Origin of the sequence: Streptomyces sp. NPDC048182 (assembly GCF_043202555.1) — a bacterium.
Classification (GTDB): Bacteria; Actinomycetota; Actinomycetes; order Streptomycetales; family Streptomycetaceae; genus Streptomyces.
Genome location: NZ_JBIDAQ010000009.1, coordinates 159406 through 179472 on the forward strand (window position 1 = coordinate 159406; position 20067 = coordinate 179472).

20 protein-coding genes are annotated in these 20067 nt (G+C 71.0%); 9 read left to right on the top strand and 11 right to left on the bottom strand.

The features are described 5' to 3' along the window. Positions 1-8 precede the first annotated feature (8 nt). The 3 genes from ACGFZL_RS19455 (at position 9) to ACGFZL_RS19465 (ending at position 1660) form a co-directional block, all read left to right on the top strand. The gene (locus ACGFZL_RS19455) at positions 9-422 is read left to right on the top strand and encodes a roadblock/LC7 domain-containing protein (protein WP_037625176.1); all 414 of its coding nucleotides are present in this window, start codon (positions 9-11) and stop codon (positions 420-422) included. A gap of 94 nt (positions 423-516) precedes the next feature. Then, entirely contained in the window at positions 517-1089 is a 573-nt protein-coding gene (locus tag ACGFZL_RS19460) for a DUF742 domain-containing protein (RefSeq protein ID WP_393693159.1), read from the top strand. Next, positions 1070-1660, top strand: a complete 591-nt coding sequence (locus ACGFZL_RS19465; protein WP_393693161.1) for an ATP/GTP-binding protein — start codon at positions 1070-1072, stop codon at positions 1658-1660. Before ACGFZL_RS19460 ends, ACGFZL_RS19465 begins: the two co-directional genes overlap by 20 nt. Positions 1661-1726: 66 nt before the next feature. Here ACGFZL_RS19465 and ACGFZL_RS19470 read toward each other — a convergent pair whose 3' ends face one another. The 3 genes from ACGFZL_RS19470 to ACGFZL_RS19480 form a co-directional block, all read right to left on the bottom strand. Continuing rightward, entirely contained in the window at positions 1727-1927 is a 201-nt protein-coding gene (locus tag ACGFZL_RS19470; RefSeq protein WP_355175335.1) for an acyl-CoA carboxylase epsilon subunit, read from the bottom strand. 23 nt (positions 1928-1950) lie between these two features. After that, complete coding sequence (locus ACGFZL_RS19475) at positions 1951-3534, bottom strand: acyl-CoA carboxylase subunit beta (RefSeq protein WP_393693163.1); 1584 nt, start codon at positions 3532-3534, stop codon at positions 1951-1953. A 154-nt stretch (positions 3535-3688) separates the two neighbouring features. Continuing rightward, positions 3689-6058 (bottom strand): polysaccharide lyase 8 family protein, encoded by a 2370-nt coding sequence (locus ACGFZL_RS19480; protein WP_393693165.1) that lies wholly within the window; start codon positions 6056-6058, stop codon positions 3689-3691. Between the two features lie 172 nt (positions 6059-6230). Here ACGFZL_RS19480 and ACGFZL_RS19485 point away from each other — a divergent pair, with 172 nt between their 5' ends. After that, complete coding sequence (locus tag ACGFZL_RS19485) at positions 6231-6785, top strand: YceI family protein (protein WP_393693167.1); 555 nt, start codon at positions 6231-6233, stop codon at positions 6783-6785. A gap of 749 nt (positions 6786-7534) precedes the next feature. Beyond that, positions 7535-10444, top strand: a complete 2910-nt coding sequence (locus ACGFZL_RS19490; protein ID WP_393693348.1) for an RHS repeat-associated core domain-containing protein — start codon at positions 7535-7537, stop codon at positions 10442-10444. Between the two features lie 204 nt (positions 10445-10648). Here ACGFZL_RS19490 and ACGFZL_RS19495 read toward each other — a convergent pair whose 3' ends face one another. Continuing rightward, positions 10649-10915, bottom strand: coding sequence for a GlsB/YeaQ/YmgE family stress response membrane protein (locus ACGFZL_RS19495; RefSeq protein ID WP_355176301.1), 267 nt, complete (start codon positions 10913-10915; stop codon positions 10649-10651). 190 nt (positions 10916-11105) lie between these two features. Next, positions 11106-11543 (bottom strand): MarR family winged helix-turn-helix transcriptional regulator, encoded by a 438-nt coding sequence (locus ACGFZL_RS19500; protein ID WP_393693170.1) that lies wholly within the window; start codon positions 11541-11543, stop codon positions 11106-11108. A 56-nt stretch (positions 11544-11599) separates the two neighbouring features. Here ACGFZL_RS19500 and ACGFZL_RS19505 point away from each other — a divergent pair, with 56 nt between their 5' ends. Then, the gene (locus ACGFZL_RS19505; protein ID WP_393693172.1) at positions 11600-12124 is read left to right on the top strand and encodes a DUF6790 family protein; all 525 of its coding nucleotides are present in this window, start codon (positions 11600-11602) and stop codon (positions 12122-12124) included. A 20-nt stretch (positions 12125-12144) separates the two neighbouring features. Continuing rightward, the gene (locus ACGFZL_RS19510) at positions 12145-12813 is read left to right on the top strand and encodes a TMEM175 family protein (protein ID WP_393693174.1); all 669 of its coding nucleotides are present in this window, start codon (positions 12145-12147) and stop codon (positions 12811-12813) included. A 69-nt stretch (positions 12814-12882) separates the two neighbouring features. Here the strand turns inward: ACGFZL_RS19510 and ACGFZL_RS19515 are convergent, their stop codons facing one another. Together ACGFZL_RS19515 and ACGFZL_RS19520 are read right to left on the bottom strand one after the other, a co-directional pair. Continuing rightward, complete coding sequence (locus tag ACGFZL_RS19515) at positions 12883-13488, bottom strand: dihydrofolate reductase family protein (RefSeq protein WP_393693176.1); 606 nt, start codon at positions 13486-13488, stop codon at positions 12883-12885. Between the two features lie 47 nt (positions 13489-13535). Further along, positions 13536-13922, bottom strand: coding sequence for an ATP-binding protein (locus ACGFZL_RS19520; RefSeq protein ID WP_393693178.1), 387 nt, complete (start codon positions 13920-13922; stop codon positions 13536-13538). Positions 13923-14034: 112 nt separating this feature from the next. On the opposite strand from ACGFZL_RS19520, the gene ACGFZL_RS19525 reads away from it, so the two are divergent. Further along, positions 14035-14856 carry a Scr1 family TA system antitoxin-like transcriptional regulator gene (locus ACGFZL_RS19525; protein ID WP_393693180.1) on the top strand — a complete coding sequence of 274 codons (822 nt, stop codon included), beginning with the start codon at positions 14035-14037 and terminating at the stop codon, positions 14854-14856. Continuing rightward, entirely contained in the window at positions 14853-15083 is a 231-nt protein-coding gene (locus tag ACGFZL_RS19530) for a DUF397 domain-containing protein (RefSeq protein WP_393693182.1), read from the top strand. Before ACGFZL_RS19525 ends, ACGFZL_RS19530 begins: the two co-directional genes overlap by 4 nt. On the opposite strand, the gene ACGFZL_RS19535 is transcribed toward ACGFZL_RS19530, so the two are convergent. From ACGFZL_RS19535 to ACGFZL_RS19550, 4 genes are all read right to left on the bottom strand, one after another. After that, positions 15080-16423, bottom strand: coding sequence for a hypothetical protein (locus ACGFZL_RS19535; RefSeq protein WP_393693184.1), 1344 nt, complete (start codon positions 16421-16423; stop codon positions 15080-15082). The genes ACGFZL_RS19530 and ACGFZL_RS19535 overlap by 4 nt on opposite strands. A gap of 36 nt (positions 16424-16459) precedes the next feature. Beyond that, the gene (cimA, locus tag ACGFZL_RS19540) at positions 16460-18073 is read right to left on the bottom strand and encodes a citramalate synthase (protein WP_393693186.1); all 1614 of its coding nucleotides are present in this window, start codon (positions 18071-18073) and stop codon (positions 16460-16462) included. A gap of 305 nt (positions 18074-18378) precedes the next feature. Next, on the bottom strand, positions 18379-18987 hold the full coding sequence (locus ACGFZL_RS19545) for a TetR/AcrR family transcriptional regulator (RefSeq protein ID WP_393693188.1): 609 nt from the start codon (positions 18985-18987) through the stop codon (positions 18379-18381). Positions 18988-19018: 31 nt separating this feature from the next. Next, entirely contained in the window at positions 19019-20059 is a 1041-nt protein-coding gene (locus ACGFZL_RS19550) for an agmatine/peptidylarginine deiminase (protein WP_393693190.1), read from the bottom strand. Between the last annotated feature and the right edge of the window lie 8 nt (positions 20060-20067).

Genomic DNA, 20067 nt, shown 5'->3' on the forward strand with positions numbered 1-20067 from the left:
TGAGCCCGATGAGCCAGGCGGCACAGAACCTGAACTGGTTGATCACCAACTTCGTGGACAACACCCCGGGGGTGTCCCACACGGTGGTGGTCTCCGCCGACGGACTCCTTCTGGCGATGTCGGAGGGCTTCCCCCGCGACCGCGCCGACCAGCTCGCGGCCGTCGCCTCGGGACTAACCTCGCTGACCGCCGGTGCCTCGCGCATCTTCGAGGGCGGCCACGTGAACCAGACGGTTGTGGAGATGGAGCGGGGATTCCTGTTCCTCATGTCCATCTCCGACGGCTCGTCGCTCGCGGTTCTCGCCCACCCGGAGGCGGACATCGGCCTCATCGGGTACGAGATGGCCCTCCTGGTGGACCGCGCGGGCACCGTCCTGACCCCGGACTTGCGGGCCGAGCTCCAGGGGAGCCTTCTCAACTAGAGGACAGACGGTGCGTTTTGGCGTCCTTAAGCCGTAAAGTTTCGGGACGCGGCTCCACAGGGATGGATGCCAGGCACAGTCGGAGGAGGAAGAAGTGGCAACACCCCCAGGCGGTCCGTCGTCGGGCAACTGGTCGTACGGCCCCGGTCAGGGCCAGAACGACGGCTCGGGACACCGGTATGGCTACCCCTCCGTACCCCACCACCGGCAGCCGTACCAGCCGCAGGGCCCCGGCCCTTCGCCGTACGACCAGCCGCAGGCCCCGCGCATCCAGCCCGTGCAGCCGCAGCGCCGCACCCCCGAGGCGGCGCCCGCCGGGGCGTCGAACAACCCCCTGGTGCGTCCGTACGCCATGACGGGCGGCCGCACCAGGCCCCGCTACCAGCTCGCCATCGAGGCGCTGGTGCACACGACCGCGCAGCCGCACCAGATGCAGGGCCAGTTGCCCGAGCATCAGCGGATCTGCAACCTCTGCCGGGAGATCAAGTCGGTGGCCGAGATCTCGGCCCTGCTCTCGATCCCCCTCGGCGTGGCCAGGATCCTCGTCGCCGACTTGGCGGAGGCGGGACTGGTCGCGATCCATCAGCCCGGCGGCGACGAGAACGCCGGCGGCCAGCCAGACGTGACACTGCTCGAAAGGGTGCTCAGTGGACTTCGCAAGCTCTAGCGGAGGGCCGGTTACTCCCAGTCGTTCCACCACTTCCGCGAAGATCGTGGTGGCCGGCGGCTTCGGCGTGGGCAAGACCACGTTCGTCGGCGCCGTCTCGGAGATCAACCCACTGCGCACCGAGGCCGTGATGACGTCCGCGTCGGCGGGCATCGACGACCTCACCCACACCGGGGACAAGACGACCACCACGGTCGCCATGGACTTCGGCCGCATCACCCTCGACCAGGACCTGATCCTGTACCTGTTCGGCACCCCGGGCCAGGACCGCTTCTGGTTCATGTGGGACGACCTGGTGCGCGGCGCCATCGGCGCGATCGTCCTGGTCGACACCCGGCGGCTCGCCGACTGCTTCCCGGCCGTCGACTACTTCGAGAACAGCGGCCTGCCGTTCGTCATCGCCCTGAACGGCTTCGACGGCAACCAGCCGTACAACCCTGACGAGGTCCGCGAGGCACTGCAGATCGGCCCGGACACCCCGATCATCACCACCGACGCCCGGCATCGCGCGGACGCGAAGTCGGCGCTGATCACGCTGGTCGAGCACGCGCTGATGGCGCGGCTGCGGTAGGACCGGCCCACGGACGACAGGAGCCCCGCACCGTTCGGTGCGGGGCTCCGCTGTGTTCTGCGTGCCTCAGCGCCAGCTGTGCGGGGCGCGGAAGCCGGGCTCGCGCTCCAGGCGCCGCCAGCCGGCCCGGACGCGCCCGGTGGCGGCCGGGGCGATCTCGGCGGGGCGGGCGGCGGCGCGGGCCAGCAGGAGGGCGGTGATGGCCGCGACCTCCTCGGGGCCCGCGTGCCCCTTCTCGACGCGGATGTCGATGTCGGGTGTGCTCATGGCGGGGGTCTCCCTGGAAGAGGTCACTGGGGCGGGTTGCCGTGCTTGCGGGAGGGCAGGTCGGCGTGCTTGCTGTGCAGCATCGCCAGCGAGCCGATGAGGACCTCGCGGGTCTCGGCGGGGTCGATCACGTCGTCCACCAGGCCGCGCTCGGCGGCGTAGTAGGGGTGCATCAGCTCGGCCTTGTACTCCTTGACCATGCGGGTCCGCATGGCCTCGGGGTCCTCGGCCTCGGCGATCTGCCGGCGGAAGATGACGCCCGCCGCGCCCTCGGCGCCCATCACGGCGATCTCGTTGGTCGGCCAGGCGTAGGTGAGGTCGGCGCCGATGGACTGGGAGTCCATGACGATGTAGGCGCCGCCGTACGCCTTGCGCAGGATCAGCGAGATGCGCGGCACGGTGGCGTTGCAGTAGGCGTAGAGCAGCTTGGCGCCGTGGCGGATGATGCCGCCGTGTTCCTGGTCGACGCCGGGCAGGAAGCCGGGGACGTCCAGGAGGGTGACGATCGGGATGTTGAAGGCGTCGCACATCTGCACGAAGCGGGCGGCCTTCTCGCTGGCCTCGATGTCGAGGACGCCGGCCAGGGCCTGCGGCTGGTTGGCGATGATGCCGACGACCTGGCCGTCCAGGCGGGCGAGCGCGCAGATGATGTTGCGGGCCCAGCGCTCGTGGACCTCCAGGTACTCGCCGTGGTCGACGATCTCCTCGATGACCTCGGTCATGTCGTAGGGGCGGTTGCCGTCGGCGGGGACCAGGTCCAAAAGGACGTCCGAGCGGCGGCCGGCCGGGTCGTCGCTCTCCTGGCGCGGGGGGTTCTCCCGGTTGTTCTGCGGGAGCAGGCAGAGGAGGTAGCGGACCTCGGCGAGGCAGGTCTCCTCGTCGTCGTAGGCGAAGTGGCAGACGCCGGAGGTCTCGGCGTGCACGTCGGCGCCGCCCAGGCCGTTCTGGGTGATCTCCTCGCCGGTGACGGCCTTGACGACGTCGGGTCCGGTGATGAACATCTGCGAGGTCTCGCGGACCATGAACACGAAGTCGGTGAGGGCGGGGCTGTAGGCCGCGCCGCCCGCGCACGGGCCGAGCATCACCGAGATCTGCGGGATGACGCCGGAGGCCCTGGTGTTGCGCTGGAAGATGCCGCCGTAGCCGGCCAGCGCGGAGACGCCCTCCTGGATGCGGGCGCCGGCGCCGTCGTTGAGGGAGACCAGCGGCGCGCCGGCCGCGATGGCCATGTCCATGATCTTGTGGATCTTCGTGGCGTGGGCCTCGCCCAGCGCGCCGCCGAAGATGCGGAAGTCGTGGGCGTAGACGAAGACCGTGCGGCCCTCCACCGTGCCCCAGCCGGTGATGACACCGTCGGTGTACGGCTTCTTCGCCTCCAGGCCGAACCCGGTGGCCCGGTGCCGGCGCAGCTGCTCGACCTCGTGGAAGGAGCCCGCGTCCAGCAGCAGCTCGATGCGCTCGCGGGCGGTCAGCTTGCCCTTGGCGTGCTGCGCCGCGGTGGCCTTCTCGCCCGGTCCGGCCAGGGCCTGCGCACGGATCCCGTGCAGTTCGGCCACTCGCCCGCGCGCGTCCGTCGGCTCACCCGGCGCCTCATCCAAAACGGTCATGTAGCGACTCTACGAAGCCCGCCGAGGAAAGCGAGCCGTCGACTCCGTACAGTCTCCGACCCGTTTTCCTGGTAGCCCTATACAGAACCCTCCCCTGATGCAGCCGTTTCGACTGCTCAGGGGGGCCGTGGCTTGTAGGGGTCACACAAAGGCGTCAGGTGAGAGCCACCTCACATTCGTGGCCTGCGGATACCACCCCTGGAGTGACGCGCAGGCGCAACCGGCGGCCGGTGGCGAGCACCTCGACGCCCTCGGCGGCCCGCAGGACCCGGCGCACCGGGTGGTCCCAGACGATCTCCAGCGGCTGTCCGGTGCGCGGCGGCTCGCTCACCCAGAGGGTAGCGGTACGCCCCCGGCGGCGGACCAGCACGCTCGCTCCCGCCGTCGCGGTGAGCGGTCCCGCGGTGCCGGCCTGCCAGAAGTTCGCGGCGGTGAGGCCGAGCGCGGGGACGGTGACGGCCTGGCGGCGGGCGTCGTTGGCGAGGACGGTCAGCCAGTGCCGGTCGGCGGCGCGCTCGGCGACGGCTCGGCGGGAGGCGCCGGGCATGACGGTGTACGCGTACCCGGCGTCCGTGGGGTCGGTGCCGTGGTCCAGCCAGAGGGTCTGCCAGCGGCGGGTGCGGCGCTCGGTGGTGGAGGTGGTGTTGATGTCGGACCAGGCGCCGGTGCGGTCCTCGCGGAGGGTGCGCGGTTCGGTGTCGCCGGTGAGCCAGCCCCCGTGGCCCGCGAGGTGGGTCCAGCCGCGGCCCCGGGTGAGGGTCTGGGTTCCTGCCTCGCCGAGGTTGCGGTTGTCGACGACGGTCTCGACGGGGACCCCGTCCGTGCAGGTGATCCCGGCGCCCATGCAGACCACCGCGTCGTCCAGGAAGAACCAGGACTTGCGGGCCTGGAGGGTGGATTCGAGCCCTTTGAGATGCTGGCCGACGGCGGCGTACGTGCCGTCGCTGACGCCGCCGACCCAGCGCACGTCGGGCTTGGGGGCGCCCCACTCGCCGCCGGCGCGGTCGGGCAGGCGCTTGGTGGAGACGGTGGTGCCGGGCAGGCGGTACCAGTCGACGGTGGGCCAGAACCAGTCGGTGTACTGGTCGGAGGGGGCGCCGTTCGGCCACCAGGAGAGCAGGCCGGCGCCGGTGTGCCAGCCGCGCGGGTTCTCGCCGTTGCCGCACTCGTAGTGGGCGATGCGGTCGCCGGCCATGGCGAGGGAGGCGGTGAAGGCGGGACGCCGGTGCACGGCGCGGTCCATGGCGGCGAAGAGGCGGTGCCCGACGGGTTCGGGGGCGGCGGGGGTGCCGGGGGCGTCGGCGATGGCGTGCAGGCGGGCGAGGTCGGCGGTGCCGAACTGGGGTGCCGTGAGGATGGGGCTGACGGTGTCCCGCTCGACCCAGCCCTTGATCATGGCGTGCCAGCGGGTGCGCTCGGCCTCGCTCGCGCCGCCCGCGAGGACGGCGACGGCCGCGATGAGCTGCTGTCCGTGGAAGTGGTCGCTGCGCATGACGTGCTGGTCGTCGCTGAGCAGGTAACCCCGGCTGATGGCGCGGCCGTTGACGGCGTCCATGACGAGGCCGTCGTGGATGAGCGGGGCGTAGGCGTGCTCGACGCTGTCCAGGATGACCTGCCGGCCCGGGTCGGTGACCTCCCACTCCGACCCGGAGAGCAGGGTGAACAGCCGGCCGAGGCCGTCCAGCATGACCTGGCCGTACGTGCCCGAGTAGGCGATCCAGGTGTGCTGGACGAAGGAGCCGTCGGCGTAGAGGCCGTCGCCCTGGGTGACGTACGGGAAGACCGGCGTCAGCGCGTCGCGGGCCAGGGCGATCTTCTCCGGGTTCCGGCCCAGCACCCCGCGCATCGCGACCGAACGGCACAGGTCGACGCGGTTGGCGCCGGTGGAGGTGCCGGAGTAGTCGGCGAGGGCGGAGTCGGGCACGAAGTGGTCGACGGCGGCGCAGGCGGCGGCGACGCGGTCGGCGCCGAGGTGGTCGTACAGGGCGGCGGTGAGGTCGGTGAGCAGGCGGGGGCTGCCGATCTGCCATTCCCACCAGTTGCCGTACGGGGTCGTGCCGGGGTGGTAGACGGTGGCGGAGAGGTGGTCGAGGCCGCGCAGGATGTCGGCGAGGAGGGCGGGGTCGGCGGTGGACCCGGTGCCCTGCTGCACGTACGCCTGGGCCATCACCCACAGCCGTCCGTAGCTGAAGGTGACGCCGGCCGGCGGGTCGAAGGGGTGGCCGGGCCAGAGGGAGGTGGCGGCCGGCGCCATCGACGCCCGGAACTCCCGGGCCTGGGCGCCGGTGGCGGCGAGGCGGGTGGCGTAGGGCTCGGCGGCGGGGTCGTAGCCGGTGCCGAGGGCGAGGTCGAGCCAGCGGAGGCGGAGGGTGTCGTAGGGGTCTTCGGCGGCGTGCGCCGGGGTGCCGGTGAGTGGGGGGAGGGTGGCGGCGAGGGCGGCCGTCAGCAGGACGGAGCGGCGGGTGGGGCGGTGCGGGGGGAGGTACGGGGGCTGCTGCGGTGATCGCTGCGAGGTCATGCCCATGCCGTCTATCACGCCCGCGCGCCGAGGGGAACCGTGCCGGACGCGTCGTCGTGCGGGTGAATGCGGCGGGATCGGCGGGTTCCATTGAAGGAGCGGCGGAATAGCCCTACAGTCGAATCCGTTCGAGTAGTTGAACCTTAAACAGAAACCCACTCGACCGCAGGAGGACGCCATGACCACCACCCCCGACCTCACCGCGCTGACCGGCGACTACACGATCGACCCGGCCCACACCACGATCGGCTTCACCGCGCGCCACGCGATGGTCACCAACGTCAAGGGCAGCTTCAACGACTTCACCGGCGCGCTGCACCTGGACGGCGCCAACCCGGCCCTGTCCACCGCCACCCTCGACGTGACGATGGACAGCATCGACACGGGCAACGCCGACCGCGACGGGCACCTGCGCAGTGCGGACTTCTTCAAGATCGAGGAGTTCCCGACGATGACCTTCCGCTCCACGAAGGTCGAGTCGGCCGGCGGCGAGGACTACCGCGTCACCGGCGACCTCACCATCCTCGGCACCACCAAGCCGCTCACCATCGACCTGGAGTTCAACGGCGCCGCCAAGGACCCCTTCGGCTACGAGCGCGTCGGCTTCGAGGGCAAGGCCGAGATCAAGCGCTCGGAGTGGGGCCTGACGTGGAACGCGGCGCTGGAGACGGGCGGGGTGCTGGTCTCCGACAAGATCAAGCTGACGTTCGACATCTCGGCGGTCAAGAGCTGAGTCCTTCCCGGACGCCCGGTCGCCCGGCCTCGTCTCCAGGGCCGGGCGAAGGGATTCGAACATCTGGCCATCTTGGCGGGTGCGGTTCGCTCACGAGTCATGAGCCAAGTACCTTTTGTCGCCCGTTTCGTACAGCCTTGTCCGCGAAGAGGCGTGGCTGATTCCGCGACGGATGCCGGCCGGCTTTGAGGGTATGGCCGCGCCGGCATGTGTGGATTCTGTGTCAACGTGTGCGAGCCCAGTGGCTACTGGGGCTGCTGGGATCGTCTTCCTGTGGGGGGAAGTTGATGTCTTCACGTGCCTTCGGCACGCCTTGTCGGCGTGCCCGCACGACCGCACGGCACACGTTGACCGCGACGGCCGTGGTGCTGGCGCTGGGGGTGGCGGCGCTTCCTGCGACCGCGGCCGACGGCCCGGGGACGGCCTCGGGTTCCGTCTGGGGCAAGCAGGACCGGAAGCTGGAGCGGCCGCAGGTGCGGTCGGGGGTGAACCGCGCGCCTGCCACCGAGGCGTCGGCCGTGCCGTCGGGAGAGCGGGCGGCCTGGCTGCGCGCGGAGCGGGACCGCACGGACCGGGCGCGGGATGCCGCCGGTGCCGCGGCGCTCGCCCGCAAGCAGAACGGGACCGCCTCGTCGGCAGCCGCCGAGCCGCAGGCCGCGGTGGCATCGACGTATGTGCCGAAGGGGCAGGGCGACGTCCCCTGGCACCGGATCGCCGACACGCGGATCACCGACTCGCTGGTGGCCCGGGTGGACTACTCGACGGGCAACCTGATGCTCGCCGGCACCGACTTCGACATCGCCGGGGTGGGCCAGAAGCTCCAGCTGGCGCGGACCTACAACTCGCTGGACGCGCCGTCCGGGGCGATGTCCCAGCGGGCCTGGTTCACCTACGAGCGGCGCCTGGACACCTCGTCCGCCTCGGAGGTCGTCTGGTACGACTCCACCGGCGCGGCGGCGTCGTTCACCAAGAAGAGCGACGGCACCTACACCACCCCGGACGGTTACTCCCGCGACCTGGCCAAGAACGGCGACGGCACCTACACGCTGACCGACCGCAAGTCCGGCACCAAGGACACCTACACCTCCGCCGGCACGCTGACGAAGGTCACCGACCGCAACGGCGGGGTGATCAGCGTCGACTCGCACGGCGCGGGCGCCGGGTTCAAGATCACCGAGACCCGGTCCGGGCGCTGGGTCGACGTCACCAACGACGGCGGCGGCTGGTGGCACGCCACCGACCACACCGGACGCCGGGTCTCCTACGAACTGGACGACCAGGACCGCCTGCACACGGTCACCGACACCGACCTGTCCACCGTCACCTACGGCTACGACTCCTCGGGCCGGATCACCTCGATCTCCACCCAGGAGCACCGGGTCACGCACTTCACCTACGACAGCGCGAACCGGGTCACCTCCATGGTCCGCGCCGCCACCGTGTACGGCACCACCGGTCCCACCTGGACCTACGCCTACACCGCGGGCTCCGCCACCGCGGCCGGCACCACCACGGTCACCGATCCCGAGGGCGACGCCACCAAGTACGAGCACAACGCCGGCGCCGAGGTCACCAAGGTCACCGACCCGCTCGGCCATTCCCGCACCACCACCTACCAGGCCCACCAGGCCACCACCGCGGTGGACGCCATGGGGTCGGGCTCCACGCCGGGCAACACCACCACCTACGGCTGGGACGCACGGAACAACCCGATCTCCCAGAAGCTGCCCACCGGCGCCACCGCCCAGCTGACCGGCTGGCTGACCAAGGCGGGCATGGACGTGCCCGGCACGTACGCCAGCCCGGAGGACAGCAAGACCGACTACACCTACGACGCGGTCGGCAACACGACGTCCGTCGCCGTGACCGGCACCGGCGGGGGCACCGTCTCCACCGACTACAACCCGGACTCCCCCACCTGCGGCGGGTTCAAGGGCCAGAAGTGCTCGGTCACCGACGCCCGGGGCAAGAAGACGTCGTTCACCTACGACGCCAAGGGCAACCTGATCACGATCGCCCCGCCCGCCCCGCAGGGCAGGACCACGATCACGTACGACTACGCGGGCCGCCCCGATGTCGTCAAGGACGGCCGCGGCATCCAGACCGTCTACGTCTACGACGACCGCGACCGCGTCACCAAGGTCTCCTCGACCAACGACACCGTCCAGTACGCCTACGACGACGACGGCAACCAGACCTGGCGCAAGGACGCCACCGGCGAGACGTACTACGAGTACGACACTCTCTCCCGCGAGATCTTCCGCTCCATCCAGGACGACTCGGAGGCCACCCTGGCCTACACCGCGGCCGGTGACCTGGACACCTACACCGACCCGATGGGCACCAGCGACTACACCTACGACGCCGCCGGACGTCTCACCGCTCTGAAGGACCCCGCCGGGCGCACCACCACCTACAGCTACAACAGCAACGACAAGCGCACCCAGACGACCTACCCCGGCAACACGGTGCACAAGGTCACCCTCGACAAGGACGGCAAGCCGACCGCCGTCAAGGCCACCAACGGCAGCACCACGCTCATCGACCTCGGCTACACCTACACCACGGCCGCGGGCAAGCCCGGCACGAAGATCAACACCCGCACCGACAACGCCACCGGCGCCAAGGCCGCGTACACCTACGACAGCGCCTCCCGCCTCTCCTACGCCAAGGAGACCAACTCCGGCGGCACGCGCACCGCGTCCTGGCTCTACTGCTTCGACAAGGCGGGCAACCTCACCCACCTGGACACCAGCGCGGCCACCTGCCCCGCGACACCGACCTACGGCTACGACGACGCCTCCGAGCTGACCTCCAGGTCCGGGTCCACCAGCGGCTGGTCCTACGACAAAGCCGGCAACGAGACCGCCGCCGCACCCGTCGGCGCGGACGCCCGCACCGGTGAGTCCTGGACGGACTACAACCAGCTCGCCGGCATCACCGCGGGCGGCACCACCTACCAGGGCAAGCACGCCGGAACGACCAACGACGAGCGCACCAAGCTCGGCGACACCTGGTTCCACCACACCCAGCTCGGCCTCGCCTCCACCACCAGCGGAGCGGTCGACACCGGCTTCGTCCGCGAGCCCGAGGGCACCCTCAACTCCATGACCCGGAGCGGGAAGAGCTACTACTACCTCACCGACGCCACCGGCAACGTCCTCGGCCTGGTCGACAGCGCGGGCACCCGCACCCACACCTACGCCTACGCTCCGACCGGCACGGCCCGCACCGCTCCCACCGAGTCGGTGTCCCAGCCGTACCGCTACTCCGGCGCCTACAGCGACCCCACCGGCCTCTACAAGATGGGCGCCCGCTACTACGACCCCGCCCTGGGCCGCTTCACCCAGCCCGACCCGTCGGGCCAGGAGAAGAACCTCTACCTGTACGCCGAAGGCGATCCCGTCAACCGCTCCGACCCCTCGGGGCTCTTCAGCTTCTCCGACCTGGGCATCGACACCCTCATCGGCGCCGTGGGCGGTGCCGTGACCGGGTGCGTCGGCGGGGCCGTCACCGCTGGGATCGTCGGATCGGCGGCCGGTCCGGGAGGCACGACGGTCGGCGCGCTCGGCGGCTGTGCCATCGGGGCGGCCGGGGGTTCAGCTGCCGGTGTGGCCGGGGGAGCCGTCACGTCCACGTTGACCCAGACACTCAAGTAGTCCCGACAGTGAAGGCAAAGGCGCAGAAGTGAGCGTTCTCACCATGGCAGTGATCGGTGCCGTCCTCGGTCTCGTGGTCGGGCCCTTGACTGTCCTGCTCGTCGTCAGATCCCGGCGACGCCGGTAGGGAACCAGAAGTCGGCGGCTCCCGCGACCTCAGCGCGCGGGAGCCGCCGACGGGCGGGGTGCCGATGCTGAGCGCGGTCAGTGCGAACGTCGGCCGGTGATGACGCGGTACAGCAGGAGAACGATCACCGAGCCGACGATCGCGGCGATCCACGTCGAGAGGTGGAAGAAGCCGTTGATGGAGTGAACGCCGAAGATCACCTTGCCGAGCCAGCCGCCGAGCAGACCACCGACGATGCCGATGAGCATCGTGACGAGGCAGCCGCCCGGGTCCTTGCCCGGCATGAGCGCCTTGGCGATGGCGCCCGCGATGAGGCCGATGAGAATCCAGGCGATGATGCCCACGGTGTGCGTCCTTTGTTGTAGGTGATGCGGTGGAGGGCCCTACGGGGGCTCCCCCGGGGCTGCGACATACACATATCCGCTCGCGATCACTCCACACGGGACCAAGGTCCCGTACCCCACGACCGGCCCATCCGCAGGGGACTCGCAGCCGGGCGGAGTGCGCTCGCGGTCTCCCGGGCGGGCCGCGCGCTCAGTCGCCCGTGTCGCCCGTGTCGCCCGTGAGCAGCTCGGCCAGCCGCTGCGTGTCCGCGAGGTAGCGCTCGTAGGGGAAGCCGGCCGCGACGAGCGCGGCACGGAACTCGTCGTCGAGCGGCTTCCCCATGGCGTGGAACGCCTCCCGGCCGGCCTCGGTGAGCCGGACCAGCCGCCGCCGGGCGTGGCCGGGGTCCACGGTGATCCGCACGAGCCCGTCCGATTCGAGGGGCCGCAGCGCCCGGCTGACCGCCGGGTCGGACACCGACAGCGCCTGGGCGAGGCGATGCTGCGTGGCCGGCTCGACCTCCTCCAGCGTGCCCAGGAGCCGTATCTGGCTGTAGGTCAGGCCGCCGGGATTCCCCGTACGCCGCCGGGCCGCCTCGCCCAGCAGCATGACCACGCGGTGCAGCACGTCTGCGAGTCCTTCGTCCACGGCTCCACTGTACCTGACTGTTGACTGGTTAATGTTAACCATGCAAGACTCACTGCATGGACAATCTCTCGTACGTCGCTCAGTCCGCGTTCCCCCTGGTCTGGATAGCCGTCCCGGCCGCCGGGGCCTACCTGCGGACCCGTCACGCCAGGTCTCCCCAGGAGGCGCTGGAGACCTGGCAGCGCTGGTGGGCGATCGGCGCCTTCGGCTGCGGCAGCCTGTGGATGACGGTCGCGTTTCTCGGCGCCCCGGACACCATGGCCACGGCGATCGGCTTCGAGCGCACGCCCTTCATGTTCGAGATCGCCTTCGCCAACCTCGGGATGGCCCTCCTCGGCTTCCGGGCCGCCTCGGCCTCCGCACGCGAGCGCGTCACCATCGGGGTCGGCGGCGCGATGTTCCTGTGGGGGGCCGTCGCCGGCCACCTCTACCAGTGGTTCGCGAACGGCGACCACGCCCCCGGCAACACCGGCGGAGTCCTCGCCACCGACATCCTGATCCCGGCCGTCATGATCATCCTCGCCGTGCGGTCCCGGCGCCTGGCGGCCACGCCCAGGCCCGCCGAGGCCGTCGCCGCCTGAACCCGCGGGAGCCGTTCCCCATGATGGTGATCCGTACCAGCCGCACGCCCGACGACGTGACCGAAGCCGAGCCCGCAGAAGTACGGGCGGTCGCCGCCGACCGGCTCACCGCCTTCGTCGACGCGGCGATCCCGATCGCGCTCACCCTGCTGGCGCTCGACCTCCCCGTCCCCTCGGGGGAGACCACCGACGCCATGCTGAGGTCGGTGGCACACCACGGCAGGGAGTACCTGGCCTTCGCGATCAGCTTCGTGGTGATCGCCGCCCACTGGCGGGCCCACCACGAGGTCTTCCGCTACGTCCGCTCGCTGAGCACCCGACTGACCGGCCTCACCCTGGCATGGCTGTTCATGCAGGTCCTGATGCCGTTCGCGACCCGAGTGATCACCGCGGAGGGCGCCTTCGCGCCCCGGTTCAGCCTGTACGCGATCGTGCAGGTCCTGGCCTCGGCGTCGTTCGCGCTGATCATCCGGGAGATCCAGCACGCGCTTCTGTACCGCACCGAGGAACCACCCCGGGTGTTCGCCCAGAACCGGGTGCGCAGCCTCTGCCTGGCCGCGGTGTTCGCGGTGTCCGTCCCCGTCTCCTTCCTGACCACCAGCACCGGTGCCTCCCTGTGCTGGCTCGCGGCACCGGCCGTGCTCCGCGTCGCCCACCGCCTCCAGAGCCGCGCACCGTCGGGCGGCTGACGGATCGGCGGCGATACCGTGCAGCCAGGCTTGCACGAGGGAGGGGGGAGGTCAGCTCGCCATGATCGCCTAGTAGCTGTCGTAGGTGGGCTTGCCGGTCGTGCGGTAGACGGCGACGGTCGTGCCGCTCTTCGTCGTCTCGATGCTGACCGGGTCCAGGGCGGTGGGGATCGCGCCGTCGGCGAACAGGTGCTTGCCGGTGCCGATGATGACCGGGTGGATGGTCAGGCGGTACTCGTCCACGAGGTCGTGCCGCATCAGGGTCTGGGCGAGGTCGCCGCTGCCCACCACCTGGATGTCGCCGCCCTCGGCCGCCTTCAGCTCCCGTACGGCCTCGACCGCGTCGCCCTCCAGCAACGTGGAGTTCTGCCAGTCGACCGAGGTCAGGGTCCGGGACGCCACGTACTTGTGCATGCTGTTCATCCGGTCGGTGAACGGGTTCCCCGGATCGGCGGTCGGCCAGTACGAGGCGAAGATCTCGTACGTCTTGCGGCCGAGCAGCATCGCGTCGGAGGTCTCGTACCAGCCGGCGATGGCCGCGCCCGCCTCGTCGTCGGACACCGGCTTCTGCCAGCCGCCGTGCGTGAAGCTGCTCTCCGGGTCCTCTTCCGGATTGCCGGGCGCCTGCATGACGCCGTCCAGGGTCAGGAACGTACAGACGATGATCTTGCGCATGGTGTGCTCCCTTCGTCTTAGGGATAGACCGCCCGGCTGCCCGTGACTCATCGGGGCGGCGGCGCGAACTCGCACCACACGATCTTGCCGGGGTTGCGCTCCCCCACCCCCCACTTGTCCGACAGGGCGGCGACCAGCAGGAGGCCCCGGCCGCCCTCGTCGTCCTCCGACGGCTCCGGCGTCCGCAGTTCGCCCGGGCCGCTGTCGTGCACCTCCATCCGCAGGACGCCGTCTGCGTGCAGGGCGAGGCGGACGAGGTAGCCCCGGCCCGGGGGGACGCCGTGCAGCAGCGCGTTCGTCGCCAGCTCGCTCACACAGAGCAGTACGTCGTCGCGCCGCTCGGTCAGGGACCAGGCGTCCAGGGTCTTCCCGACGAACGTCCGGGCCTGGCGTACCGACTTGCGTTCACGGAGGTAGAAGAGTTCTGCGTTCATGAGACGAGTGTCACCGTGCGTCACTACCCTGGGCCTGTGAGTGAGGTCGTAGTTCTCATTACTACGACCTCACTACGACCCCTTCGCCCCCACACACGGGTAGGCAACGCGCATGAACTCAACACCCAAGAACCGGAAGCTCGGTACGTGGCAGGCGGTGGGGGCGTTAGTCGCCTTCTACCGCAAGCGGGCCCGGCTGACCCAGGAGCAGTTCGCCGAGCTGGCCCACCTCCACGTCGACACCATTCGCTCCATCGAGCAGGGCAGGATGCCCCTCCAGCCGGACCGGGCCGAGCAGTTCGACGAGCTGCTGAACACGGGCGGGGCGTTGTCGGCCTTCGTCACCCGCCTGCCCGTGCGGGAGCGGATCGTGCAGTTCGCGCAGGGGCTGGTGGATCACGAGCAGGAGGCAGTCGGAATCCTGGCGTACCAGAGTCTTGCGGTGCCGGGACTGCTCCAGACCAGGGACTACTGCCGCGCCGTATTCGACTACCGGTATCCGGCGATGGGCGACGAGACGGCCGAGCAGTGGGTGGACGCCCGCATGGAACGGCAGTTGATCTGGCAGCGTGAGCGACCGCCCGTCGGGCACTTCGTCCTCGAAGAGAGCATCCTGCGGCGGCAGGTGGGCAGCCTCGAGGTGATGCGCGAGCAGTTCCGGCGCATCCTGGAGTACACCGAGCCGACGAATATGAGCTTCCAGGTCATGCCCATGGAGCGGACCCCACACGCATGCCTGGATGGTCCCGTGGTCCTGCTGGAAACCCCCGAACACGAACGGCTGGTCTACCTGGAAGTGCAGAGGGCGAGTTTCCTGGAAGATGATCCTGAAGAGGTCAGCGTCTATCACCACAAGTATGGAATGCTGCGGTCACAGGCGCTCCCGCCCGCCGAGAGCGTCCGCCTCTTGCACGAACTGCTAGGAGAGACATGACGACCGCGTGGTTCAAGTCCAGCTACAGCGGCAGCGAGGGAGGCGACTGCCTCGAAGTCACCTACGACTGGCGCAAGTCCAGCTACAGCAGCTCCGAGGGCGGCAACTGCGTAGAGGTCTCCACCCACCCCGCCGCCATCCACATCCGTGACTCCAAGGCCGCCCCCATCGGCCCGGTCCTCACCGTGGCCCCCTCCACCTGGCGCCGCTTCCTCGGCGAGGTCTAGAACCCGCCCCCGAAGTCCCCTCCCCCGCCGCCACCCCCGAAGTCGCCTCCCCCGAACCCGCCCCCGAAGTCCCCGGGGTCGAAGTTGCCGCCGGAGACGTCGCCGCCGTCGAAGCCTCCGAAGTCGCCGTAGCCGGAGCCGTAGGAGGCGCCGTAGGCGGGGCCGGACATCATGCCGCCCAGCATCGTGCCGAGGAGCAGGCCGGGCAGGATGCCGCCGCCGAAGTAGCCGCCCGCCCAGGGGCCGTAGGCCGGGCCCGCGTCCCAGTACGGGCGGCGGCCCTGGTCGGTGTCGACCTCGCGGACCGCGGGGTCGAGGCCGTCGGCGAGCCGGGTCTGGTCGGCGGCGCAGACGGGCACCTCGCGGGCGGCGCCGCCCGGGGGCGTCCAGGACGCGTCGGCGACCGAGGGGCCGTGCCGGGGGTCGAAGAAGCAGGGCGGGCGCCGCTCCGGGAGCGGACGGCCCTCGCGGCGGGCTGCCAGCTGGGCGAGGGAGAAGCGGCCGTCCTCCAGGGCCTCGGTGACGCCGCGCACGTCCTCGGGGCGGCGGGCGTCGGCCATGAAGCGCTTCGCCTGGTCGTAGGCGTCCAGGGCGCGCTCGTAGTCGGCGCGCATCGCGTCGTCGGCGCCCGGCTCGGCGGGGTGGAAGTCGAGGCGGTCCAGCTCCTCGCCGAAGGCCGTGATGTCCTCGTCCACCACCACGCGCAGCCGCTCCAGGGCCGCCCGCTGCTCCTCCTCGCGGCGGCGCCGGCTGCGGCGGCTCACCGCGTAGACCCCGGCGCCCCCGGCGACCACCACCGCGCCGGCCGTGATCAGGGCGCCGGTGGAGACACCGGATCCCCCGTCGGAGCCCCAGGAGGACGGCGCCGAGCCGCGCACGCTGCGCAGGGCGTCGTCCACGAAGTCGTTGAGCTGGGCCTTGGGGTCGCCCGCGCCCTGCACCGTCCCGACCAGGTTGCCCACGCCCTGCCTGCTCAGCACCACGCTGTCGGCCCGCGCGTCGAAGCGGTCGCCGAGGCGGACGCCGTACAGGCCGGTGATGCCGGTGGACGTGCGGAGTTGGTTGAAGAGGTTCGCCGTCGGCTGGTCGGCCGGCAGGACCGCCACGAAGACCGGCTTGTCCGCGTCCTTGATCTTGTCGGCGAGCGCGTCCGCGTCCGCCTTGGACAGGATGTCCGTGGCGGCCGGGTCGACGTAGACCGGGCTCTCGCGCAGGGCCCGGCCGATGGTCGACACGTCGGTGGCCGCCTGGGCGCCCGGCACGCCGGTCGTCAGGACCGCCAGTGCGGCGACGACCGGCACGAGCAGGAGGCGGATGAGGACGAGCGCGTGGCCCTTCATATGTTCGAAGGTACCCGAAAGCCCCTAAAGCAGGCATCAGGCGGCCGGGGCGACCCCCGCGCGCAGCAGGCCGTAGGTGTACGCGTCCTCCAGGGCCTGCCAGGAGGCCGCGATGACGTTCTCCGCGACGCCCACCGTCGACCACTCCCCCGTCCCGTCGGTGGTGGAGATCAGGACGCGGGTCGTGGACTGGGTGCCGTGCTTGCCCTCCAGGATGCGCACCTTGTAGTCGACCAGCTCGAAGCCGGCGAGCGGCGGGTAGATCGTGCCGAGCCCGACGCGCAGCGCCCGGTCCAGGGCGTTGACCGGGCCGTTGCCCTCGGCGGTGGCGACGATGCGCTCGCCCTTGGCCCACAGCTTCACCGTGGCCTCGTTGGCGTGGGTGCCGTCGGGGCGGTCCTCCACGATCGCGCGCCAGGACTCGACCTCGAAGTACTTCAGCGGGCGGCCCTCGGCCTCGGCGCGCAGCAGCAGTTCGAAGGAGGCGTCGGCCGCCTCGTAGGTGTAGCCCTCGAGCTCGCGCTCCTTGACCCGCGCGACGACCCGGCCGACCAGCTCGCGGTCGTCGCCGAGGTCGATGCCCAGCTCCTTGCCCTTCAGCTCGATGGAGGCGCGCCCGGCCATGTCGGAGACGAGCATCCGCATGGTGTTGCCGACCAGCTCGGGGTCGATGTGCTGGTACAGGTCCGGGTCGACCTTGATCGCGGAGGCGTGCAGCCCGGCCTTGTGCGCGAAGGCGGAGACGCCGACGTAGGGCTGGTGGGTGGAGGGGGTGAGGTTGACGACCTCGGCGATGGCGTGCGAGATGCGGGTCGTCTCGCGCAGTTTGCCCTCGGGGAGCACCTGCTTGCCGTACTTCAGCTCCAGGGCGGCGACCACCGGGAAGAGGTTGGCGTTGCCGACCCGCTCGCCGTAGCCGTTGGCGGTGCACTGCACGTGGGTGGCGCCCGCGTCGACGGCGGCGAGGGTGTTGGCGACCGCGCAGCCGGTGTCGTCCTGGGCGTGGATGCCGAGCCGGGCGCCGGTGTCGGCGAGCACGGTGGCGACGACGGCGTGGATCTGGGCGGGGAGCATGCCCCCGTTGGTGTCGCAGAGGATCACGACGTCGGCGCCGGCCTCGGCGGCGGTGCGGACGACGGCCTTGGCGTACTCCGGGTTGGCGCGGTAGCCGTCGAAGAAGTGCTCGCAGTCCACGAAGACCCGGCGGCCCTGGGCGCGCAGGTGCTCGACCGTGTCGCGGACCATGGCGAGGTTCTCGTCCAGGGTGGTGCGCAGGGCCAGCTCGACGTGCCGGTCGTGGGACTTGGCGACCAGGGTGATGACCTCGGCGCCGGACTCCAGGAGCGCCCTGACCTGGTGGTCCTCGGCGGCGGTGGCCCCGGCGCGGCGGGTGGCGCCGAAGGCGACGAGCTTGGCGTGCCGGAAGTCGATCTCCTGCCGGGCGCGGGCGAAGAACTCGGTGTCCCGGGGGTTGGCGCCGGGCCAGCCGCCCTCGATGAAGCCCACCCCGAAGTCGTCCAGGTGCCGCGCGATGGTCAGCTTGTCCGCGACGGTGAGGTTGATGCCCTCGCGCTGCGCGCCGTCGCGCAGGGTGGTGTCGAAGACGTGGAAGGAGTCGTCCGGTTCGGTGGGCTCACTGGGTGCGGTCATGATCTTCACAGCTCCTGTTGGGGATCTCGGTCTAACCGGAATGACCGGCTCCACCGTCCGTCTATGATCCCGTGCGCTCCCTTCCCGGCTGGGGGTGGGCCGGAAAAGCGAAAAACCCCTCGCGGGTGCGAGAGGTCTGCGCGCGGGTCGAGGACGACGGTGTCCGCCCGTACCTGGTCGTACGTGGCGGTCACTGCGGACCGGCGCGCCTGCTGCCGATAATCATGGCGAGCGAGAGCACGCCAGCAGTCTGGCACAGACCAACGGCCGCGGAGGGTGCGTCTCAGAATGCGAGCCGGTGACGCTCAGTCCCGCGCGTACAGACCCTCGGTGAGGAACTCCCCGACGTGGCCGAGGATCTGCTCGCGGTCGGTGCCGCGCAGGCCGATGGCCACGTGGATGGCGAAGCCGTCGAGCAGGGCGCGCAGCTTGGCGCCGAACCGGTCCGGGTCGACCCGGCGGAACTCCCCGCGTGAGACGCCCTCGGCGAGCAGCGCGACCAGGTCGCGGTGCCAGGCGCTCTCGATGGCCACCTGGCGGTCGCGTCCGGTGTCGTCGGCGTTCTGCGAGCGGTTCCAGACCTCCAGCCACAGCGTCCAGTGCGGGTCGCCGGGGCGTTCGGGGACGTAGAGGTCGACGTAGGCGTCGAGGCGGGCGCGGCAGGTGCCCGCGCGGGCGAGCAGCCGGCCGCGCTCGACGCCGAGGCGGCCCTCGCTCCACTCCAGGGTGCGGAGCAGGAGTTCGTCCTTGCTGCCGAAGTAGTAGAGGAGGTGGCCGCTGCTCATGCCGACCTCGCGGCCGAGCGCCGCCATGGTGAGCTGCTCCAGACCGCGTTCGGCGATCATCTCCATGGCGGTGGCGAGCACGTCCTCGCGCGGCGGGGCCGGTCTGCGTCCTCCACCACCACCGGCCATCGTCGTTCGCTCCCGCTCCTCGTTGGTCGTGCTAGATCTTCGGCTGCTGCTGGGTGATGCAGTGGATGCCGCCGCCACCCGCGAAGATCGTACGCGCGTCCACCAGGGTCACCGTCCGGCCCGGATGCAGGCGGCGGAAGATGCCGGCCGCGACCTCGTCGCGCGGGTCGTCGAAGCCGCAGAGCACGACGCCGCCGTTGCAGAGGTAGTGGTTGATGTAGGAGTAGTCGGCCCAGTGGCCGTCCGCCTCCAGGACGGTCGGGGCGGGGACCTCCACGACCTCGAGGGGGCGCCCGTGCGCGTCGGTGGCGGCGCGCAGGATGCCGATGGCCTCCTTGGTGACCTCGTGGTCGGGGTGGGCCGGGTCGGGCTGGTGGTGGGCGACGACCACGCCGGGCGCGGCGAAGGCGGCGACGATGTCGACGTGGCCGAGGGTGCCGAAGCCGTAGGGCGGGTAGTCCGAGGTCAGGCCGCGGGGCAGCCAGATCGCCTTGGAGGTGCCGAGGTGGGCGTGCACCTCGGCCTCGACGCGCTCCTTGGTCCAGCCCGGGTTGCGCTCGGGGCCGAGCTGCACGGTCTCGGTGAGCAGCACCGTGCCCTCGCCGTCGACGTGGATGCCGCCGCCCTCGTTGACCAGCGCCGAGGTGTAGGTCAGGGCGCCGGCCAGGTCGGCGACGTACGCGCCGATCTTCGCGTCGTGGTCCCAGCGGGCCCAGCTCTGGGCGCCCCAGCCGTTGAACGTCCAGTCGACGGCGGCGAGGCCGCCCCGGCCGTCGGTGAGGAAGGTCGGGCCGATGTCCCGCATCCAGGCGTCGTCCAGCTCGCGCTCGACGGTCTCGACGCCCTCGCCGAGCAGGGCGCGCGCCTCGGCCGCCTGGCCCGGCCCGCACACCACGGTCACCGGCTCGAACCGGCGCACCGCGCGGGCGACGGCCGCCCAGGCGATGCGGGAGGCGGCGAGGTCCTCGGGGTCGTCGAAGGTCGGGTTGGGGCCGGGCCAGGCCATCCAGGTGCGCTCGTGCGGGGCCCACTCGGGGGGCATGCGGAAGCCGTCGGCGGCGGGAGTGGTCATGTCGGTCC

Coding starts and splice junctions, on each gene's coding strand:
- ACGFZL_RS19455 (WP_037625176.1), top strand. CDS start 9: ATGAGCCAGGCGGCACAGAACCTGAACTGGTTGATCACCAACTTCGTG.
- ACGFZL_RS19470 (WP_355175335.1), bottom strand. CDS start 1,927: ATGAGCACACCCGACATCGACATCCGCGTCGAGAAGGGGCACGCGGGC.
- ACGFZL_RS19475 (WP_393693163.1), bottom strand. CDS start 3,534: ATGACCGTTTTGGATGAGGCGCCGGGTGAGCCGACGGACGCGCGCGGG.
- ACGFZL_RS19480 (WP_393693165.1), bottom strand. CDS start 6,058: ATGGGCATGACCTCGCAGCGATCACCGCAGCAGCCCCCGTACCTCCCC.
- ACGFZL_RS19485 (WP_393693167.1), top strand. CDS start 6,231: ATGACCACCACCCCCGACCTCACCGCGCTGACCGGCGACTACACGATC.
- ACGFZL_RS19505 (WP_393693172.1), top strand. CDS start 11,600: ATGGACAATCTCTCGTACGTCGCTCAGTCCGCGTTCCCCCTGGTCTGG.
- ACGFZL_RS19510 (WP_393693174.1), top strand. CDS start 12,145: ATGATGGTGATCCGTACCAGCCGCACGCCCGACGACGTGACCGAAGCC.
- ACGFZL_RS19515 (WP_393693176.1), bottom strand. CDS start 13,488: ATGCGCAAGATCATCGTCTGTACGTTCCTGACCCTGGACGGCGTCATG.
- ACGFZL_RS19520 (WP_393693178.1), bottom strand. CDS start 13,922: ATGAACGCAGAACTCTTCTACCTCCGTGAACGCAAGTCGGTACGCCAG.
- ACGFZL_RS19525 (WP_393693180.1), top strand. CDS start 14,035: ATGAACTCAACACCCAAGAACCGGAAGCTCGGTACGTGGCAGGCGGTG.
- ACGFZL_RS19530 (WP_393693182.1), top strand. CDS start 14,853: ATGACGACCGCGTGGTTCAAGTCCAGCTACAGCGGCAGCGAGGGAGGC.
- ACGFZL_RS19535 (WP_393693184.1), bottom strand. CDS start 16,423: ATGAAGGGCCACGCGCTCGTCCTCATCCGCCTCCTGCTCGTGCCGGTC.
- cimA (WP_393693186.1), bottom strand. CDS start 18,073: ATGACCGCACCCAGTGAGCCCACCGAACCGGACGACTCCTTCCACGTC.
- ACGFZL_RS19545 (WP_393693188.1), bottom strand. CDS start 18,987: ATGGCCGGTGGTGGTGGAGGACGCAGACCGGCCCCGCCGCGCGAGGAC.
- ACGFZL_RS19550 (WP_393693190.1), bottom strand. CDS start 20,059: ATGACCACTCCCGCCGCCGACGGCTTCCGCATGCCCCCCGAGTGGGCC.